General features: G+C 71.6%; 18 protein-coding genes. 3 read left to right on the top strand and 15 right to left on the bottom strand.

What is annotated here, in order from left to right:
* Nucleotides 1-69: 69 nt before the first annotated feature.
* The 3 genes from AB0E14_RS06580 to AB0E14_RS06590 all read right to left on the bottom strand — a co-directional run bounded on the left by AB0E14_RS06580 (nt 70) and on the right by AB0E14_RS06590 (nt 1,795).
* Nucleotides 70-747, bottom strand: a complete 678-nt coding sequence (locus AB0E14_RS06580) for a GntR family transcriptional regulator (protein ID WP_362413076.1) — start codon at nt 745-747, stop codon at nt 70-72.
* Nucleotides 748-827: 80 nt separating this feature from the next.
* Nucleotides 828-1,289 (bottom strand): hypothetical protein, encoded by a 462-nt coding sequence (locus AB0E14_RS06585; protein ID WP_362413080.1) that lies wholly within the window; start codon nt 1,287-1,289, stop codon nt 828-830.
* A gap of 98 nt (nt 1,290-1,387) precedes the next feature.
* On the bottom strand, nt 1,388-1,795 hold the full coding sequence (locus tag AB0E14_RS06590; RefSeq protein WP_362413083.1) for a hypothetical protein: 408 nt from the start codon (nt 1,793-1,795) through the stop codon (nt 1,388-1,390).
* A gap of 120 nt (nt 1,796-1,915) precedes the next feature.
* Between AB0E14_RS06590 and sigJ the strand changes: the two genes are divergently transcribed.
* Nucleotides 1,916-2,851, top strand: coding sequence for an RNA polymerase sigma factor SigJ (gene sigJ / locus AB0E14_RS06595; protein WP_362413086.1), 936 nt, complete (start codon nt 1,916-1,918; stop codon nt 2,849-2,851).
* Nucleotides 2,852-2,888: 37 nt separating this feature from the next.
* On the opposite strand, the gene AB0E14_RS06600 is transcribed toward sigJ, so the two are convergent.
* Together AB0E14_RS06600 and AB0E14_RS06605 are read right to left on the bottom strand one after the other, a co-directional pair.
* On the bottom strand, nt 2,889-3,566 hold the full coding sequence (locus AB0E14_RS06600; RefSeq protein WP_362413089.1) for a 2-phosphosulfolactate phosphatase: 678 nt from the start codon (nt 3,564-3,566) through the stop codon (nt 2,889-2,891).
* Between the two features lie 46 nt (nt 3,567-3,612).
* A complete protein-coding gene (locus AB0E14_RS06605; RefSeq protein ID WP_362413092.1) occupies nt 3,613-4,413 on the bottom strand; it encodes an aminotransferase class IV in 801 nt (266 codons plus the stop codon).
* A 173-nt stretch (nt 4,414-4,586) separates the two neighbouring features.
* Between AB0E14_RS06605 and AB0E14_RS06610 the strand changes: the two genes are divergently transcribed.
* Nucleotides 4,587-5,687: an endonuclease/exonuclease/phosphatase family protein gene (locus tag AB0E14_RS06610; protein WP_362413095.1), complete on the top strand. Its 1,101-nt coding sequence runs from the start codon at nt 4,587-4,589 to the stop codon at nt 5,685-5,687.
* Between the two features lie 95 nt (nt 5,688-5,782).
* On the opposite strand, the gene AB0E14_RS06615 is transcribed toward AB0E14_RS06610, so the two are convergent.
* From AB0E14_RS06615 to AB0E14_RS06630, 4 genes are all read right to left on the bottom strand, one after another.
* Nucleotides 5,783-6,448, bottom strand: a complete 666-nt coding sequence (locus AB0E14_RS06615; RefSeq protein WP_362413098.1) for a deoxynucleoside kinase — start codon at nt 6,446-6,448, stop codon at nt 5,783-5,785.
* A 201-nt stretch (nt 6,449-6,649) separates the two neighbouring features.
* The gene (locus AB0E14_RS06620) at nt 6,650-7,639 is read right to left on the bottom strand and encodes a nitroreductase (RefSeq protein WP_362413101.1); all 990 of its coding nucleotides are present in this window, start codon (nt 7,637-7,639) and stop codon (nt 6,650-6,652) included.
* 132 nt (nt 7,640-7,771) lie between these two features.
* Nucleotides 7,772-8,230, bottom strand: coding sequence for a cyclic nucleotide-binding domain-containing protein (locus tag AB0E14_RS06625; protein ID WP_362413104.1), 459 nt, complete (start codon nt 8,228-8,230; stop codon nt 7,772-7,774).
* 152 nt (nt 8,231-8,382) lie between these two features.
* Nucleotides 8,383-9,516, bottom strand: coding sequence for a CDP-glycerol glycerophosphotransferase family protein (locus tag AB0E14_RS06630; RefSeq protein WP_362413107.1), 1,134 nt, complete (start codon nt 9,514-9,516; stop codon nt 8,383-8,385).
* 368 nt (nt 9,517-9,884) lie between these two features.
* On the opposite strand from AB0E14_RS06630, the gene AB0E14_RS06635 reads away from it, so the two are divergent.
* On the top strand, nt 9,885-11,435 hold the full coding sequence (locus AB0E14_RS06635) for a right-handed parallel beta-helix repeat-containing protein (protein WP_362413110.1): 1,551 nt from the start codon (nt 9,885-9,887) through the stop codon (nt 11,433-11,435).
* A gap of 105 nt (nt 11,436-11,540) precedes the next feature.
* Here AB0E14_RS06635 and AB0E14_RS06640 read toward each other — a convergent pair whose 3' ends face one another.
* The 6 genes from AB0E14_RS06640 to AB0E14_RS06665 all read right to left on the bottom strand — a co-directional run bounded on the left by AB0E14_RS06640 (nt 11,541) and on the right by AB0E14_RS06665 (nt 19,090).
* Complete coding sequence (locus tag AB0E14_RS06640) at nt 11,541-12,974, bottom strand: UDP-glucose/GDP-mannose dehydrogenase family protein (protein ID WP_362413113.1); 1,434 nt, start codon at nt 12,972-12,974, stop codon at nt 11,541-11,543.
* Between the two features lie 76 nt (nt 12,975-13,050).
* Nucleotides 13,051-14,073, bottom strand: a complete 1,023-nt coding sequence (galE, locus tag AB0E14_RS06645; protein ID WP_362413116.1) for a UDP-glucose 4-epimerase GalE — start codon at nt 14,071-14,073, stop codon at nt 13,051-13,053.
* Between the two features lie 34 nt (nt 14,074-14,107).
* Nucleotides 14,108-15,997: a glycosyltransferase family 2 protein gene (locus AB0E14_RS06650; protein WP_362413119.1), complete on the bottom strand. Its 1,890-nt coding sequence runs from the start codon at nt 15,995-15,997 to the stop codon at nt 14,108-14,110.
* 100 nt (nt 15,998-16,097) lie between these two features.
* Entirely contained in the window at nt 16,098-17,192 is a 1,095-nt protein-coding gene (locus AB0E14_RS06655) for a UDP-glucuronic acid decarboxylase family protein (protein ID WP_362413122.1), read from the bottom strand.
* 309 nt (nt 17,193-17,501) lie between these two features.
* The gene (locus AB0E14_RS06660; RefSeq protein ID WP_362413125.1) at nt 17,502-18,521 is read right to left on the bottom strand and encodes a hypothetical protein; all 1,020 of its coding nucleotides are present in this window, start codon (nt 18,519-18,521) and stop codon (nt 17,502-17,504) included.
* A 47-nt stretch (nt 18,522-18,568) separates the two neighbouring features.
* Nucleotides 18,569-19,090: an SMI1/KNR4 family protein gene (locus tag AB0E14_RS06665; RefSeq protein WP_362413128.1), complete on the bottom strand. Its 522-nt coding sequence runs from the start codon at nt 19,088-19,090 to the stop codon at nt 18,569-18,571.
* Nucleotides 19,091-19,143 lie beyond the last annotated feature (53 nt).

Raw genomic sequence — 19,143 nt, forward strand, 5'->3', positions numbered from 1 at the left:
AGAGTGGTGCTGAAGGTGCAGGAAAATGCGCGGCGAGAGGGTGCGGCGACCTATCTGGTATACAAAGCCCTATGCAGGGCCGAAGAGGGAGCGCAGTGCGACCGTCCTGCTGTCGCGCACGTGCAGCAGGGTGCTCGCCGCCGCGGCCTCCGCGTCACCGGCGGCGATGTGCCGGTACATCTCGGCATGTTGGGCCCGCATGTGCGCCGGTTCCTCGCGCAGCCCGAAGAGCAGCCGCAACTGCCAGCTGAGCTGCTCCATGGTGCGCGCGAGCAGCGGATTGCCCGCCAACTCCACGACTCCCTCGTGGAACGCCGTGTGCGCGGCGACCTCCCGCGTCCCCTCGTCCGCCGCTGCCGCCGACTCGGCCTGGCGCAGCGTCGCCTCCAGAGCGGCGAGCCCCGTGGCGCCGCCCGCGACGACGGCCCGAGCGGCGAGCCGCGACGCCTGGACGGCCAGCGGCTCCCACACCTCGTACAGGTGCTCCACGTCGACGCGTTCGAGGCGTCGCACGCGGACGCCGCTGTGCGGCAGCAGTTCCAGCAGCCCCTCGGCGACCAGCGCGCGCAGCGCCTCCCGAACGGGCACGCGCGACATGCTCAGCTCCTCGGCGACCTCGCGCTCGACGAGTCGGGCCCCCTGCGCGTACCGCCGGTCGACGATGCGCCGCAGGACGGCGTCCCGCGCCTGCGCGCTGAGCGAGGCCGATCCGCTCGCCGCCGAGCCACTTCTGCCGCGCTCTGCCACCTTCGCCGCCTTCTCCGTCTCTCATCACGGGCGTGCTCCCGCCGCGCGTGCCCGTGGCGAGAATACGTCCCTCCGGTACATCAGCGGCCGTACGTCCTCCGGCAGAGGTCGACGACGCCGGAGGGAACGGCACCCGACCCCTCGGCCTGCCTGCACAGGGCGCGCAACCCGGTCGGCGACTCGGTGCGCGCGGGCTTCTTGGGCTTCTTCGGCTGCCGGCGCGGGGGTGCCGGGGCGACCGTGGGCCGGGAGGCGGCGGGGACCGACGCCTTCCGTTTCCCCTTGCCCGCCGCCCGATACCGCTCGGGCTCCGGCCCGGCCGCGGGCGCCGCCCCGGCCTCCGGCTCGGTCGCGGCGAGCGTCTCCCTGGGCTCGGCCTCCCGCGGCGCGGGCCACTCGGGCAGCGGCGCCGGCGGTCGTACGGCGGCCGGAGAGACCTCGCCGCCCCGGGCGGACGGACTCGGGGCGGCGGGCGGGGGAACGGCGACGCAGCCGCTCGTGAGCAGCGCGGTGAGCAGGACAAGAGTCGTTCGGCGGTCCATGGGGCCCACGTTGCCCGAACCGCGCCGCCGAGGCCCCGCGCACGCCCGCCGGCCACCATCACGAGTGAACGGAGCTGCTCCGTCCCCTCCCGAGACCCCTACCCCTCGGCGCCGGCCCGGCGCGCCGCCGACGGACGGGACACCAGTTGGACGAGCGCCAGCAGGCTGAGCGCGAACATCACTATGCCCAGGGGGACATGGAGCGACGGCATGTGCGCGATGCCCAGGATCACCTGCACCGAGGCGAGGGCGAGGAATCCGGTGGCGTAGGCGATGGGGCGGGGCGAACCGCCGCCCGGTCGCCACGCCAGGATCGCGGCGAGGACGTACAGCATCGAGGCTCCGTACATCACGCGTGATCCGACGTCGTGCAGCAGCGCGCCGAGCGACGAGGACAGCAGCATTCCGGCGGTGACCGCCTGGAAGAGGAGCGCGGCGGTCTGCAGGGCGATCGCGACCCGCAGGAACGTGACGCGGCCCCGTACTTCCGTCGTCTGTACGGCCATGACGTGGTCCTCTTCTCTCTCTCGGTACTGTCTCGTACGTCCGACGACGCAGGCCCGCGAAATGTGAGGCGGGCGTTCGCACGCGGACGAGGAGAACGAGGGAGCGCAGTGGCAACGAGCATGGACGATCCGACCGAACCGGGCCTCGGTGTGATCGTCGCGGAGCGGCGGCAGCTGACGAACCTCGCCTACCGGCTGCTCGGTTCACTGGCCGAGGCCGAGGACGCCGTGCAGGAGACGTACACCCGCTGGTACGCGATGCCGAGGCAGAAGCGCGAGGCCGTCGAGTCGCCGGGCGCGTGGCTGACGACGGTGGCCGGCCGTGTCTGCCTGGACGTGCTCGGGTCGGCGCGGGCCCGGCGCGAGCGCTACGTCGGCGCGTGGATACCCGAGCCGCTGCCCGACCGTACGGAGTGGGGCGGCGCACGTGCGTCGGAGGCCGGGGCCGATCCCGCCGACCGGATCACCCTGGACGAGTCGGTCAGCATGGCCTTCCTCGTCGTACTGGAGTCCATGACGCCCGCCGAGCGGGTGGCCTTCGTGCTGCACGACGTCTTCCAGTACCCCTTCGCCGAGATCGCGGAGATCCTCGACCGGACGCCCGCGGCCTGCCGTCAGCTGGCGTCCTCGGCCCGGCGGCGCATGCGTGCCGCGAAGGACCCCTCTCCTCCGGTGGCCGGACAGGCCCATCTGGTACGGGACTTCAAGGAAGCGTGGGAGGCCCGGGACATCGGGGCCCTCGTCGGCCTGCTCGACCCCGACGCCGCGATGATCGCCGACGGCGGTGGCAAGGTCGGCACCGTCCTGCGCCCGGTCGAGGGCGCCGAGCGCATCGCCGAGTACCTGATCCAGATCGCCGCCGTCGCCCCGGGCCTTCAGCTCATGGAGCGCACGGTCAACGGCCGCCCCGGCCTGGTCGCCCAGCACGCCGACGTGACCGTCACCGTGGCGGCGTTCGACGTCACCGAAGCCCGCATCACCCGCATCTGGGCCGTGCGCAATCCGGAGAAGCTCCGGTCGTGGAACAGCTCGGGCGGCGAACTGGAGGGTTCCTAGCCCGCCTTGGGCCGTCGGCTGTCGTGTGCCGCCCGGCTCACTGGGACGTTCGGGGACGCAGCACCATGTGCGGCCCTTCCGGGGCGGCCGCCATGGCGAAGGGGAACCGGTCGACCTCGAGACAGAGCGCGACGTCGTCCGGATGGACCCCCTGACGTACGCCGTTCGTCAGTTCGGCGGCGGCGCGTGACTCCGCGGCGCGGCGGACGAAGCCGGCGGCGTCCGTCCCGGCCCCCGTGGCCCGCCGCGCGATGTACTGGGCGCACGCCAGATCCTCCTCGGCCTGCCCGTCCTCGCCCGTGACCACGAACGTGACACTCCCGCCGGCGCGCGTGCGCAGGACTCGGGCCGTCGCCTCCGCCACCACGAAGCTTGCGCACAGCACCAGCGGAGCGTCCTTGACCGCGAGGGCACCGACCGTCCCCGCCGTCGTCTTCTGGACGACGGTCCGCCCGCCGAGGTCCATGGACCGCAGCAGGCCGGGGGAGTTGACGGTGTCGAACCCGGGCGCGGGCGGACCGTCCTTGATCGCCACCCAGTCCGGATGGTCGTCCTTGAGCGCGAGGGCCTCGGCCGGGGACCCGGCGAGGACGATCTTCTCCGCCCCCTGCGCGAAGGCCCAGGCGGCCACGGTGAAGGCGCGCATGACGTCGACCACGACCGCCACGGACGGAACTTCGGCGAGATCGGCGATGCCGAGGAATCGAGCGTCCATGCCGATCATGGTCGCGCATGCCCGGTCCGAAGGGCCCGGGGGGTGGTCACAGCCGCTCCACCGGAAGCGCTTCGTACGCCTCGCGGAGCGCGTGGAGCACCGGGTCGTCGGTGGCGAACGGCACGGCACCGACGGCCTCCACCGGGCGTACCCCGACCCCGGCGCTCGTGGCGAAGACGGCCCGCATGGCGGGCAGTTCGTCGACGTGGACCGGCCGGACGGCCGAGCCGGGCACGGTGGAGCGCAGCATGCGCATGGTCACCCCGGGCAGCACGTCCGCCTCAGGCCACACGACCCGCCCGTCTCGGTCGACGAACCCGACGTTCCAGGTGCATCCCTCCGAGACCAGACCGCCAGGCCCGGTGAACAGGACGTCGTCGAATCCGCCCCGCCGTGCCTCGCGCCGCATCCGGAGCTGGCCGAACAGCGCCGTGTGCTTCACCGCGGCGGCGTCCCGGACGTAGGGCAGCGCGGCCACCCGCAGCGGGGGAGCGGGCAGGACGCCCGCAGGGCGGGTGGTCACGAGGACGTGCGGGTCGGCCTGCTCGCCGGGGCGGGCGATGTCGAGCGCGGGATCGAACACGGTGACGCGCACGGTCAACGCCCCGCCCCGCCCCCCAACCCCCTCCTGCCCACCGACCTCCGCCCGCACCCAGCCGAGCACACGCTCCGGGTCGAGATCCGCGCCGAAGACGGCGGCGCAGTCCCCGACCAGCCGGTCGAGATGGAGCGAAAGACCCGGAACGGCTCCGCCCTCCACCCGCATGGTCGTGAAGTGTCCGTAGTTGCCGAGGGCGAGCGCCGCCAGCTGGGCGACGGTGGCTGGTTCTCCGTTGACAGTGGCCATGCCTGCAGTCTCCCCCGCGCCCACCCCCACGGCGCAGCCATCGGACACGGCGCCCACCTCGCGGGTTCCACCCAGGTTCACCCGCCGGACGCGCGGCACGCCGACACTGCGTCCCATCCCGTGCTGATCAGCGCATGGGGTCAATGGCATATGCCGATGTACGGAGGTCATGCATGATGAGGCGTCGTGAGCTGCTCGGAGTGGTCGGAGCGACCGTCGGCGCGGGGGTGCTGGGGGCGGGAACGGCCGAGGCCGCGTCCAAGGGCGGTCGGCCGCGGCCGTCGCACCGCACGCTCAAGGTCCTCCAGTTCAACATCTGGCTGGGCGGCAGCCAGGTCGCGGGCGGCCGGGCGGGCATCGCCGACACGATCGCGGCGGTCGAGCCGGACGTGGTCATGCTCAGCGAGTCGAACCCGGTCCGGGTCGCCAACACCCTCGCCGATCTCGCGGCCCGTGGACTGACCTACTACGACAACCGGAACCCGACCGACCCGGCGGTGATCTCGCGCTACCCGATCATCGAGCACCAGTCGTTCCCGTCCTGGTCGAAGGCGGTCATCGACGTCGACGGCACCGAGGTCGCGGCCTACTCCGGGCACCTTGAGTACCGCTACTACGCCAACTACCTGCCCCGCGGCTACGGCGGCGGTACGCCGGCGCCCCTGGAGACGTCCGAGTACGGCTGGGACGAGATCCCGACCGGCCCGATCACCGACGTCGACCTGATCCACCGGATCAACGAGGCCTCCGGCCGGACCGAGGTGACCAGGACGGTGCTCGCGGACGCCGCGAAGGAGCGCCGCCGGGGCCGGCTCACCATGCTGGCCGGCGACTTCAACGAGCCGTCGCACCGGGACTGGACCCGCCGGACGCGCAACCTGTTCGACCACAACGGCACCGTCGTCGAGTGGACGACGACCAAGGCGATCGAGGACGCCGGGTTCCGCGACAGCTACCGTGAGATCAACCCCGACCCGGTGCGCACGCCGGGCTTCACCTGGCCCAGCGACAACGCGGGCGCCGAGCCGGGACAGCTCACCTGGGCGCCGAAGGCGGACGAGCGGGACCGGATCGACTTCGTCTTCTACCACCCGGACCGCCGGATCCGTCTCCTCGACAGCGTGATCGTCGGTCCGTCCACGTCGATCGTGCGCAACGAGCGGGTGGAGGAGCCGGGCCGGGAGAGCTTCCGCGAGCCGAGCTGGACGTGGCCCTCGGACCACAAGGCCGTCCTCAGCACCTTCCGGGTCTCCACCGCCCGCGACCGGGACTGATCTCCGGCACTCTCACGACCTGTCCCGCCGACGCCCTCCTCCCCGCGGCCGTCGGCGGGACACCGCGCCGGCCGCGGTGGCCCCGCCGGCCCGACTCAGCCCCGTCGCCGCCCCGCGGCGGCCAGGGCGTCCCTGACCTCCTGCGCCACGCGGGTCGCGTCCTCGGGGTTGTTCACCACGTCCGTGGTGTTCATGTCGACGACCAGGACGTCGCTGGCCGAGTAGTGCTTGTGCACCCAGTCGTCGTAGCCGGACCACAGCGTCCGGTAGTACGCGACGAGGCTCTCGTCCTGCTCGAAGTCGCGGCCCCGGAGCCCGATGCGGTACAGCACGGTCTCGAAGTCGGCCTTGAGGTAGACCATGAGGTCGGGGGCCTTGCGGTACGGCAGGCCGTCGATCTCGCGCATCATCTCGTCGAGCAGTCCCTCGTACACCCGCATCTCGAGAGCGCTGATCCGGCCCAGGTCGTGATTGACCTTGGCGAAGTACCAGTCCTCGTAGATGGACCGGTCGAGGACGTTGTCGCCCTGCTTGTACGCCTCCTTGATCGAGGCGAACCGGGTCTGCAGGAAGTAGAGCTGGAGCAGGAAGGGATAGCGCTTGGCCTGGATCTCCTCGGCGCTCGCCGTGTAGAAGAGCGGAAGGATCGGGTTGTCCTCCACGCTCTCGTAGAAGACCTGGCTGCCCAGTTCCTTGGCGAGCATCTCGGCCACGCTCGTCTTGCCGATTCCGATCATGCCGCCGACGCAGATCACCGGCATACCTCACTTCTCCTGGTCTTCTCTTCGGGGGTGGACGCGCGGGGCAGCCCGCTTCCATGAGACGCGCACCGGCGGTCGTGTGATTCCCCGGGGGCCTCGTGATCAACGTCACGGAGCCGGACCGGGGCGAGGCCCTGACCCAGCGGCCTTGAATCTTAGAGGACGCCACCGGCAGGCCCACCCTGCCGCGAGGATCCTCGTTCAGTCGAAGGTGAGCACGTCGGAGACCGGCCTGCGGGGCGTGGCCTCGCCCTGAGGGCCGTAGCCGAGGCGGATCACCATGTGGACGAAGCCGGTCGTCGAGCCGGGGTCGCGTGCCTCGGCGCGGAGCTCGGGCCATTCCAGCGGCTGGGACATCAGGGAGGTGGCCAGTCCGTCGAGGGTGGCCTGCAGCAGGACGCGGTGCACGGCCTGGCCGGCCTTCAGCCAGTCCTCCGGGGTGTCCTCGGCCGTGCCGAGGAGCGCGATCTGCGGCCGCTTCTCGAAGCGTGCGGAGTCGCGGCCCGGCACGGGGCGGTGGGAGCCGAAGTCCCGGACCGGAGAGGTCACGTCGTACTGCCGAGGGCCGAAGGCGGACGCGGGGATTCCCTCCGTGGCCGGCCCCTCACCTTCCGTGTCCGTCCGCGTCCAGGCGGCGATCTCCGCGCGCACGGCGCTGTCCGCCGCCTCGAACAGTTCGGAGACGTGGACGAGGTCCATCACGGTGTCGGTGTGCCAGGGGCCCGGTACGACCAGGCGGCAGCCTTCGCGCAGGGCCGCGGCACGCAGTCCCTCGATCACCTCGGCGGGGACCCGCTCCTCGGTGAACGGGAACCGGCTGGTGTGCCGACGCGCCAGGGCCTCGTGGAGCGCCCCCAGGTCGCTGTCGGCGTCGTCCGGACCGTCGAGACGTACGTCGGCGAGATGCCACGGATCCTCGGCGGAGGGCAGCAGGCGCACCACGGGGTGCAGCCCGCCGCGCACGGCGCCGACCCGCAGCGCGAACAGGGCGGCGCCGCATCCGATGTGCAGGGCGCGGTGGTCCGGGTCCTCGCGCGGCATGCCGCGCAGCGGATCGCCGTGCAGCTCGATGACGCCGCTGTCCGTCCTGCAGACGAACTTCCACGGCTGCGCGTTGTGCATCGAAGGCGCCGTGACGGCGTCCTCGATCAGCGAGGTCACGACGGGGCGGGTCAGCGGGGTGGTGGACACGGTTCGTCCTGTCTGCGGTGGGGCACCGGAGGGGTCGGCGGGCCGTACCCGCCGCCCCACAAGGATTGTCCGTCACACGGCATCGTCATGGCATCACGTGCTCCCGGACGGCGATGACGCGTACAGGGCCGCCTACAGGCCGCTGCCACGCGGGGCGTAGAGATCGAGCAGCCGGACACGGGCGGAGAAGAGCCGGTGGGCGAGCATCTGGCCCACGAAGTGGTCCAGGGCGAGCCCGAAGGCCGGATCCGCGTCCATCATCATGCGTACGGTCGCCGCGTCGAACTCGTCCGCGCGTACCCGTGTCATGGCTTCCGCGCCGAAATGCCAGCGGTACGGCTCGAAGAGCCACGACCAGCCGAGCAGCTCCCCGGCGCTGACGCTGTCGACCACGGCGGGCCGCTTGCCGGGCACATGGACGTCGAGGGTGACCGTCCCGGTCTTGATGATCCAGAACCGGTCGGCGTACGTGCCTTCCTCCAGCAGCCGGGTCTCCTCGGGGAAGTCCACGGGGGTGGCGCAGGTCCACAGCCGCTCGCGCTGTGCGGGAGAGAGCGCGGCTGTGAGCCGTGGGTTGGGGGGAGTGCTCATGGGGGCCTCCTCGTCGCTGTCCCCCTCCAGTCTGGCCTCTGCGCCCGATGCTGTCCGGGTGACGGATCCGACCTCCATCGACACCGACCGTGTCCGCCTCCCCGTGTCCGCTTCGCGCCACCCGATTCCCCGCCCGCCTCCCCCCGCCCGCCTCAGTCCGTGCCGAAGAAGGCCCGCACGACCCGGTCTGCCGCGCCGCCGTCGTCGTAGGGGCAGAAGCGGCCCCGGAAGGCCGCCCGCAGCCGGGCGGCCCCGGGGCCGTTCCACGTACCGCCGAGAAGAACCTCGGTCAGCTCCTCCTCGGAGGTCGCGGAGACTCCGGGGGCCCGGCCCGGCTCGCCCGACAGCGGGTCGAAGTACAGCCCCCGCTCCGTCCGGTAGGCCTCCGCGTCCGGTGCGAACAGGACGATGGGCCGGTCCAGGCAGGCGTAGTCGAACATCAGGGACGAGTAGTCCGTGACCAGGGCGTCGGACGCCAGACACAGGTCCTCCACCGACGGGTGCGCGGACACGTCGCGCGCGGCGCCGGCCGGACCGGTCGGGGACTCGAAGTAGTGCGCGCGGACCAGCAGGACGTAGCGGGGGCCCAGCCTCGCGGCCAGCCGGGCCGGGTCCAGCAGCCGACCGGGGGAGGGGCGGTGGGTCGGCGCGTACAGCACGGCGATCTGCCCGGGCTCGATGCCGAGTTCCGAACGGATCCGGGCGATGTCCGCCTCGCTCGTGGTGAAGTAGCGGTCGTTGCGCGGATAGCCCAGGTCCAGGGAGCGCAGCCCGGGGCCGTAGACCCGCTCCCAGACCTCGGTGGAGTGGGGGTTCGAGGAGAGGCTGAAGTCCCACTGGCGCGCGTGGGCGAGCACCGCGGGCAGATCGGCGCCGCGTTCGTCGCGCCCCATGTGCTTGAGCGGGGTCCCGTGGTGGGTCTGCAGATAGCGCTGGCCGGGTCGCTTGACCCAGCCCGGGGGGAAGGCCGAGTTGGTGACCAGATGGCCGGCGGTGGCCATGGCCTCCCAGTGCCGGCGCGAACCGGCGATCACGTACGCGGTTCCCGGCGGCACCCGGTCGACATGCCGGCTGTTCACCACCCACACCTGGCGCAGCCGGGGCAGCAGCACCCGCGCCCGGGCGGCGATGGCGGCGGGATTGCACGCCGGGCCGCGGCTCCAGTACGCGCCGTAGACGACCAGGTCCGGGTCGACCGGCCGCAGAGCCCGGTCGAGGCGGTGGACGGCGCGGGCGGCCGGGCCGCGTACGAAGCGGCGCGCGGGCCGGAGCAGGGGCTGGAGCATGCCGGGACGCTAGCTGCACCGGCGGCCGGCCGACCACCGGCAGCCACCCGTTCGGCCCAACGGCGGTGCGCGGCACCCCGGCGTACCGCACTGTGGGCCGCCCGGCCGAACATCTTCCCCCGAACGGGCCGATGGCCGACCCCTCTCGTCGGCGTTTTGAGTGCACCCTTTCTGGCAGTCTGTTCCGTTGTGCGCTCGATGTACGGGAACGTTCCTAGGGGATGCGCTTGAACTCGCTGAAGCGGAGCCGGTCGATGAGGACCGCGGTGGGTGGGTCCGCCGCGGTACTCCTGATGCTGACGGCATGTGACGTGCCCGGTGTGTACAGGCCGGCCAGGCCCGCCACCGGTGGACCTTTCACCTTCTACGTGAGTCCCGACGGTGACGACAAGAACGACGGGCTCTCGCCCGAGAAGCCCTGGCGGACGCTCGACCACGCCAACACCGTGCGATTCCGGCCCGGCGACCGGCTGCGGCTCAAGGGCGGGGAGCGGTTCCGCGGCACCGTCACCCTGGAGGAGAACGAGGCGGGCAGCGCGTCGAAGCCGGTCGTGATCGAGTCGTACGGCACCGGACGCGCCACGATCGCACCACGCGGTACGTCCGGCATCACCGTACGGAACACGGGCGGGGTGCGGATCAGCGACATCGCGATCGTCGGCGACCGCACGTCGTTCAAGGAAGGAGTCGGGATCGCCTTCCGCAACACCCTCCCCGGCGCGCGGCGCCTCCAGCACGTCAGGATCACGAACGTGGAGGCGCGCGGCTTCCAGAACGGGATCAGCGTCGGCGCGGAGAAGGGCGCCGCCGCCGGCTACGGAGACGTCCGGATCACCGACGTCTCCGTCCACCACAACCTGGAGGGCGGACTCGTCTTCTACGGGCCCGAGTTCGAGGCCGACCGCCCCTCCTACGCGCACACCGGACTCCGGCTCGAACGCGTCAAGGCCTCCTTCAACACCGGTGACCCCGGCAGCGACGAGCGGAACACCGGCAGCGGCATCGCGCTCGGCAGCGTGCGGGACGCGAAGGTGACGCGCTCGGAAGCGCACGACAACGGCGCGCGGTCCGCCGTCGACGCCGACGAGGGGCCCGAGGGCATCTGGGTGTACGACTCCACCCGCGTGGTCCTGGAGCACAACAGGTCCTACCGCAACCGCACCGGCTCCCGGGTCGACGGCGGCGGATTCGGCCTCGACAACAACGTGTCGTCCTCCGTCGTGCAGTACAACCTCGCGCACGACAACGACGGCCCCGGATTCCTCGTCTACTCGGGCCAGCCCACCGGAGCCCACAAGGACAACGTGATCCGCTTCAACATGAGCTGGGACGACGCCCGGAAGCTGCCCGAGTACGGCGGCATCGTCGCCTACGGCACCCGCATGAGGAACCTGGACATCTACCACAACACGGTCGTGATGCGGACGGCCGGACTGCCGTCCGCCAAGGCCGCGGGGAGCCGGCCACCGGCCCTGCGGCTGCGGGACGGCATGCGCGGCGTCCGCGTCTACAACAACATCTTCGCCACCGACGGCGGTCCCCTGGTCGGGGCCCAGTCGTCCTACAGCCCCAGCACCATGCGCCTGCACGGCAACGTCTACTACAGCACGGGCCGTTGGCTGATGGAGTGGGGCAAGCAGCGCTACTCGGGCCTGGGCAGCTGGCGCGCCGCGTCCAACCAGGAGACCCTCGACGGCGAGCCGACCGGTGCCACCGACGACCCGTGCCTGCCCGGGCTCGTCGCTCCGACCACGGCCGAGCGAGAGGCCCGCGCCCTGGTGCCCACGTGCGTCGACGAGGTTCCCCGGGGCCTGGGGCCACAGGCGCTGGGTGTCGACGTGGGGCCGGTCGACTACTTCGGCAACCGCGTTCCGGTGGCGCTCACGGTCGGCGCCGCGCAGGCACGCCCCGTCGACTGAGCCGGGCGGCCACGTCGATCGCGGCCGCCCGGAGCATGACTCCGCCCCGTGGTCACGGTCGAGAACCGTGACCACGGGGCGGAGTCGGTGGGTCTGCCCGGCGAGCTACGCCCGGCCGCCGGGCGGTACGGCCATCGCCCCGGCGCGGTCCGACTCGGCCGCAGGGGACGCGATCGTCGCCCGGAGGGGTTCGGCGGACCGTACGTACGAGGGACGAGCCGCTCGCGCGGGACGGCCGAGGGCCTTCACGGTCCAGCCGGCCGCCCGCCACGCGTCGTGCGGCAGCGCGTTCCGCCCGTCGACGAGCACCGGCTCGCGGACCACGCGGGCCAGGGCGACGGGGTCCACCTCGCGGTACTGGGCCCACTCGGTGAGGTGGAGCACGATCTCCGCGCCCCGGCAGGCCGTCAGCAGGTCCGCACCGCAGGCCAGCTGAGGATGGGCGCGCCGCGCGTTCGCGGCGCCCTCCGGGTCGTGAACGCGGACATCGGCGCCCTGCCGGTGCAGCTCCGTCGCGACGGCGAGCGCCGGAGAGTCGCGCACGTCGTCGCTGTCCGGTTTGAACGTGGCGCCCAGGACGGTCACCACGCGTCCGGTCAGGTCGCCGCCGACCATCCGACGCGCGAGGGCGACGGTGCGCGACCGCTGACGCTGGTTGATCTCGTCGATCTGGTCGAGGAACTCCACGGCCGTACCGACGCCGAGCTCCCGCGCGCGGGCGGCGAACGCCCGGATGTCCTTCGGCAGGCAGCCGCCGCCGAACCCCAGGCCGGCGTTGAGGAACCGTCGGCCGATCCGGGTGTCGTGCCCGAGGGCGTCGGCGAGGGTCACCACGTCACCGCCCGCCGCGTCGCAGATCTCGGCCATCGCGTTGATGAAGGAGATCTTCGTCGCGAGGAAGGAGTTGGCCGCGACCTTCACCAGCTCGGCGGTGTTGGGGTCGGTCGAGATGTACGGGACTCCGGCCTCCAGCATCGTCGCGTACACCCGGCGCAGCGTCTCGTCGGCCTCCCTGCTGGTCACGCCCACGACGAGCCGGTCCGGCCGCAGGGTGTCCTCGACCGCGAAGCCCTCGCGCAGGAACTCGGGGTTCCACGCCAGCTCCGCCCGTACGCCCGTCGGTGCGAGGGCCGCCACGCGGGCGGCCAGGCGCTCGGTGGTGCCCACCGGGACGGTGGACTTGCCGACCACCAGGCACGGGCCGGACAGGTGGGGCGCGAGCCCGTCGACGACGGCGTCCACGTACGTCAGGTCGGCCGCCTGTGAGCCGGCCCGTTGGGGTGTCCCCACACAGACGAAGTGGACCTCGCCGTGCTCCGCCGCCTGCCGCAGGCTGGTGGTGAAGCGGAGACGCCCGGAGGCGAGCGCCCTCTGGAGGACGTCGGCGAAACCGGGCTCGTAGAAGGGGGGTCGGCCCTCGGCGAGGGCCGCGATCTTGTCTGCGTCGACATCGACGCCGAGGACGTCGTGTCCGACGTCCGCCATGCACGCGGCATGCACGGCGCCAAGATATCCCGTACCGATGACGGTCAACCGCATGTGCTGTTCTCCTGTCTGGGCGCGGCTGTGGGGGCTGCGGGGCTGCTGCGAGGAAGGGTGCGGCCGGCGGGGCGGGTCAGGGGGCGTAGCCGTACGGGTTGCGCTCCTGGAAGTTCCAGGCGTCGCGGCACATCGCCGGCAGGTCGCGGCGCGCCCTCCAGTCCCAGAGGGCGGCGACCTTCGACGGGTCGGCGACGAGTTCCGCGACGTCACCCGGCCGGCGCCCGGTGACGCGGTACGGGACGGGCCGCCCCGACGCCTCCTCGAAGGCGCGCACGAGGTCGAGGACGGACGCTCCCTGCCCGGTGCCGAGGTTGAGGACCCGCATGCCGGGCTCGTCGTCGAGGTGGTCGAGGGCCACGCGATGACCCTCGGCCACGTCGACGACGTGGATGTAGTCGCGCACGCCGGTGCCGTCGGGCGTCGGGTAGTCGTCACCGAAGACGCTGAGCTCGTCGCGACGGCCCACGGCGATCTGGCTGAGGAACGGCATGATGTTGTTGGGCACACCGCGCGGGTCCTCGCCGAGCAGCCCGGTGGGATGGGCGCCCGTCGGATTGAAGTACCGCAGGGCCAGTACACGGAACTCCGGCGCGTGCCGGCACAGGTCCGCGAGGACCTGCTCACAGGTCCACTTGGTCGTCGCGTACGGATTGGTCGGGGCGACCGGGGACTCCTCGGTCAGCGGGACGGTCGTCGCGTCTCCGTAGACCGAGCACGAGGAGGAGAAGACCAGCCGGTGCACACCGTGGTCGTGCATCGCGGAGGCCAGGGCCGTGGTGCCGCCGACGTTGATGTCGTAGTACGTGAAGGGCAGGCGAACCGATTCGCCGACGGCCTTCTTCGCGGCGAAGTGGATGACCGCGTCGATCCGGTGGCTGGTGAAGACCGCGTCGAGCGCGCGCCTGTCCCGCACGTCGCCGACATGGACCGCGGCGATCGGGCGGCCGGCGATCTTCGTGACGCGTTCGAGCGCCTCGGGACTGCTGTTGGAGTGGTCGTCGAGCACGACGACCTCGTGGCCGTGGTCGAGCAGTTCGACGCAGGTGTGGCTGCCGATGAAACCGGCGCCTCCGGTGACCAGGACCGTTTGGGGCACGGGAACCTCTTTCGCTCGATCGGCCGTGCGGCCGTCACCAGGCGTAGAAGCCGGTGAGATAGGTGGGGAAGACGGCGATGCCGAGTGCCAGGGGAAGCAGGGACAGCACACCGACGAAGAGCGGCAGCGCCGCGGTGCGCCACGCGCGCAGCACCGGGACACCGGTCGCGCGTGCCGTCTCCTTGATGTGCAGCCCGCCCACGGCCAGCGTCACTCCGGCGTACGAGGCGGAACCGAGGAGGCAGAGGAACACATAGCCGACGGCGGGGCCGGTGAACTCGCCCATCAGGGCCGAGCCCGAGAGGAACACGGTGATCAGCGTGTACGGGGCCACGGCCCGCAGGGGGAGGGGCTCCAGGCCGTCGCGCCGCTTGGGCGTCACCTTGAAGGTGATCTGACGGGGCCGCACCCGCTGGACCACCGCCGCAAGCACCCCCCATGCGACGTAGGGCCAGCGCGAGAGTCCGAAGAGCCAGGTTTCCCAGCTGAAGATCGGGGCGTCCTTGGGGCGGATGAGCCCGCGTCGGCGGCACAGCCACGTCAGCGCGATGAGCCAGACGGACATGCTCCAGAAATGGGCGAGGAACTCGAGGTAGTTGACGTTGATCCAGGGCGCGCCCGTGATCGCGGCGATCGGTGGCAGCAGGATGCCCATGACGGTGGCCATGGCCAGGAGCGGGTAGTACATCAGCGCCGCGCCGAAGCGCACCCGGAGCTTCACCGGCATCCGGCTCAGGTGGCGGGGCAGCATGCCCAGGAGCATCACGGCGAGGCTGCGCGACCACTGGAACTCCTGGGTGATCATCGCGCCGAAGGTGAGCGGCCCCTCGCCGTGCGCCTCGGCGTCGATGGCGAAGGCGCCCTGCCAGCCGGCGGAGCTGAGGAGGAAGGTGGTCGAGAAGTCCTCCGCGAGTTCGGGGCCCAGGCCGCCGATGTCCCGCACCGCCGCCGTGCGGACCGCGTAGTGCGAGCCGATGCAGACCGGGGCGAGGCCGGCGGAGTGGCCGAGCTGGACCGGCCCGTGGAACATGGCCTCGCGGTGGAGTCGGCCGCGGGCGGCCCAGGACTCGTCGGCGTTGGAGTCGCAGACGCTGGGGGCGGCGACATAGCCGACGGCGGGGTCGGCGAAGGGGCGGACGACCTCGGCCAGGTACCGGCGCCCGGGGACGTGGTCGCAGTCGAGCTGGGCGACCACGTCGTAGTCGTCGTATCCCCAGTGGTCGTAGAAGAAGGCGAGGTTGCCCTCCTTGCACCGTGTGCGCCGCGGCCAGTCGGCCCGGTGGTAGTCGGTACGGCCCCGGCGGCAGGAGATGCCGACCCCGGCGGACCGGCACCAGTCGAGGATCTCCTCGGTGGGGTCCTCGTCGCACAGCCACACGTCGTACGCGTGCGGGAAGTCCTGATCCAGCATGGCCCGCAGTGTGGCGCGGGCGATGTCCCAGCCCTCGGACGGAGCGCGGGTGACGACGAACGCCGTGCGGAGCGCGGGCACCTCGCGGGCGGGGTCGAAGCGCCGCATGCGGAGCAGCGCGACGAGGAAGTGCACCGGCAGGTAGGTCAGGTACAGCAGGAGAGCGCTGTTGATGACCAGACCCAGCCAGCCGATCCGGTGCGACGGCTGGAGCCACCAGACCCAGAACCAGACCAGGCAGGCGGTCCAGCCCAGGGACATCAGGACGACGAGGACACGGTCGAAGCGCGAGAACGCCGGCCGATGGCCCGAGGCGTCGACCGTGCGCCGACGCACCGGTCTCGCGAGGACGGGTCCGTCCGGGCCGATGGAGGTCACCGCGCCGTTCGACAGGGACCGGATCTCCTCACCCAGGGCCGCCCACTCCTCCGGCGATCCCGGAGCGGGGGAGTGGAGCGGCGGATCCTGGACGGTGCCGGTCCCTCGGGAGGGACCCTGATCCAGCGACGTCATGACAGCAAGTTCTCCAGGCGGTGCGAGAGCGGTCCGGGGGCGGGAACGGTAGGAGGGGGCGGGCTCGACAGGAGGGAGCGTGCCCGGATGTGACGGGAGGTCAGCTCTCCCCGACGCTCTGGCCGGGGGCGATGGTGGCCGGCAGGCCGGCCGCGGCCGCCGCGGGACCGGGGATGGTCTGGGCCGGGGCGGCCGGGACCGTCGCGACCAGCGGAACCGTGTCGCTCTGGCTGCCCCGGATCGCGGCGGCCGACGCGGCGAGCCGGTCGGCGTGGGCGGTGAAGTACGCGACGGTCCGGCGCAGGCCCTCGGTGATGTCGATCTCCGGCTCCCAGCCCAGCACCTCCCGGGCGCGGGTGATCACAGGGCGGCGCCGGACCGGGTCGTCCTCCGGGAGCGGGTGGTACTTCACCTCGGAGAGCGATCCGGTCATGGCCAGTACGGTCTCGGCGAGTTCGGACACCGTGCGCTCGACCGGGTTGCCGAGGTTGAACGGCCCCAGCTCGGAGGAGTCGAGGAGCGCGAGCAGGCCACGGACCAGATCGTCGACGTAGCAGAAGCTGCGCGTCTGCTTGCCGTCGCCGTAGATGGTGAGGGGCTCACCCGTCAGGGCCTGGGTGATGAAGCTGGACACCACGCGGCCGTCGTGCGGGCGCATGCGCGGACCGTAGGTGTTGAAGATCCGCGCGATGCCGACGTCGAGGCCGCGGGTGCGGCGATAGGCGGCCGAGACGGCCTCGGCGTACCGCTTCGCCTCGTCGTAGACGCTGCGTGGCCCGATCGAGTTGACGTTGCCCCAGTACGTCTCGACCTGGGGGTGGACCAGCGGGTCGCCGTAGATCTCGCTGGTCGACGCCAGGATGAAGCGGGCGTCGTGACGCAGCGCCAGGCGCAGCGCGTTCTCGGTGCCGCGGCTGCCGACGGCGAGCGTCTCCAGCGGCTGTCGCAGGTAGTCGGGAGGGGAGGCCGGGGATGCCAGATGGGCGACGGCGTCGACGTGGCCGGTGACCTCCACGGCCACGCTCACGTCGGTGTGCTGGAGCTGGAAGGCCGGGTCGGGCATGAGGTGTGCGATGTTCGCCGGGTCGCCCGTCGAGAAATTGTCGAGGCACACCACCGAGTCGCCACGCCGCAACAGCGCCTCGCACAGGTGCGACCCAAGGAATCCACCGCCGCCGGTGACGACAACGCGCATGTGTTTCTCCAGGAATGAAAGGGCAATGCCTGCGGAGATCTTTCAGAAAACGCAGTGCGAGAATATGGGCATATGTTGTCCGTTCCGCGGAGGCGAATCCGATGAATGGGCTGTTCGGCAGGTGTCGTGCGCGGAGACGCTAGGGGGTTACCGGCCAGGTCGGGGCTCGGTCTGCGTTCGAACGGCGTAGTCGATCGGGCTCACACGTACGTGTGAGGTGGAAGCGTGCGCGCCCGTGTGTTCAGGGGTGTTTCGTACATCCGTCGCGGGTGCGTCGGTTCGATGCGGAGGTCGGGCCCCGGCCTGCCGTCACCTGAACCGGCGCACGTACGCCGCCTGGCCCGCCGGGAATTCCGCCAGCGTGCCGCCACCCCAATCGTGGTCGAAGTACGACTGGTACGCGACCTCACCCCACGAGAAATACTCCGTCATCCGATCGATGTAGTACGGGTCGTCCCCGCCGCCGGCGAACAGGTCCCCGCCTCGGTAGAGCCCCCACTCGGAGCACACGTTGCGCTTTCCCCGGGCGCGGACGAATGCCACATGGGCGTCGAGCCCCGCCTCCTGGGACCGGATCCAGGACCACCGGTCGGCCGGGGACGTCGTCGGGTCGCCCCATCTGAGGTCGTAGGCGTTCATGCCGAGCCAGTCGACGTACGCGTCCCCCGGGTAGTAGTCGGCGAAGGCGCTCAGGCGCCGGCCGGGCTGCAGGCCCAACGCGCTGGACAGCTCGAAGGTGAAGCACGCGCCCGGCGTCGCGCGGAACACGCCGACGACGTGGCGGAACAGGGCCGCGTAGCCCACCGGATCGTCCGTCGCCTGCCACGGGCCGATGGCCCGGTTGTTCGGCTCCCAGCCGAGCCGGACGATCGCGTCGCCGTGCCCGGCCGAGACGAGCGCCCGTGCCGCCTGCTCGTACGCGGCGTCGAACTCGCCCGCCACCCCTCGCGCGAACGCCCCCTCGTCACCGTCGACCAGCGGCGGAACGCCGTACACGAACCTCGATCCGGGCCGTTCGTCCCGCCACGCGCGCCACGGATCGAGCTGCAGACGGCGCATCGACGTCGGCTCGAAATCCGCCCAACTCCCATGCGGCAGATAGTCGTTGCCGATCTCCATCGGCCGGCCCACCAGCTCTTCGTGGCGCACGGTCGCCGCGACGGCCGCGGCGCCGAACCCCTTGTACACGCCCAGCAGCGCGCGGTCGGATCCGATGACGCCACACCTCCCGAGGAGCGGAGTGGACTTCGACCCCTCCAGGATCCCCGAGACGACGACACGGCGGAGGCATCCCGCGCGCCGGTGTGGCGCGCCGTCGGAACGCGACACGGTGGTGCCCCCTGTCGCCGGGACAGGAGACACCACCGTGTCTGTGTTCAGGGCAGTGGTTCGTAGTACGGGCCGTCAGGTGCGCGGTCGCGCGCACACAACGTCACGTCTCTGCCCTTGAGATACGCCGGCAACCACTCACCGAACGTCATCTCGTAGAGCGTCCACGCCGGACTGTCGAACTCCTGGACCACGACGCGCCAGGACGACGAGGAGTCGTCGGGAACACGGAGGAAGACCGCCTCGCCCGTCGTGGCCGTCGCCACCGGCATCAGTTCGCCTGGGTTCGCACCCACCGGACTCGGCAGGAACTCCGCCATGTCCTCCTCGCGCCAGAGTTCGAGATCCCTCCCGATCATCGTTCCCAGATCGTGCAGAAGATGACGGGCCGGATGCTTCAGATACAACTGGTTGTTGATCAGGACCGAGCCGTAGGCGTCGACGACCTCATGGAAGTCCACGGGGAATTCGACACCGAGTTCCCGCTCCAGCTCGATCCACGGTGCCGGATCGGACCAGTTGAACCTGGATTCGCCCAACAGGGCTCGTACCTCTGCAAGCGTTGCCACACCGATGCCCCTTCTAGCGCGTCGAGCCCCTGACGGTCGTACATGGCCACCAG

The organism is Streptomyces sp. NPDC047981 (assembly GCF_040653315.1).
In the GTDB taxonomy this organism is placed as follows: domain Bacteria; phylum Actinomycetota; class Actinomycetes; order Streptomycetales; family Streptomycetaceae; genus Streptomyces.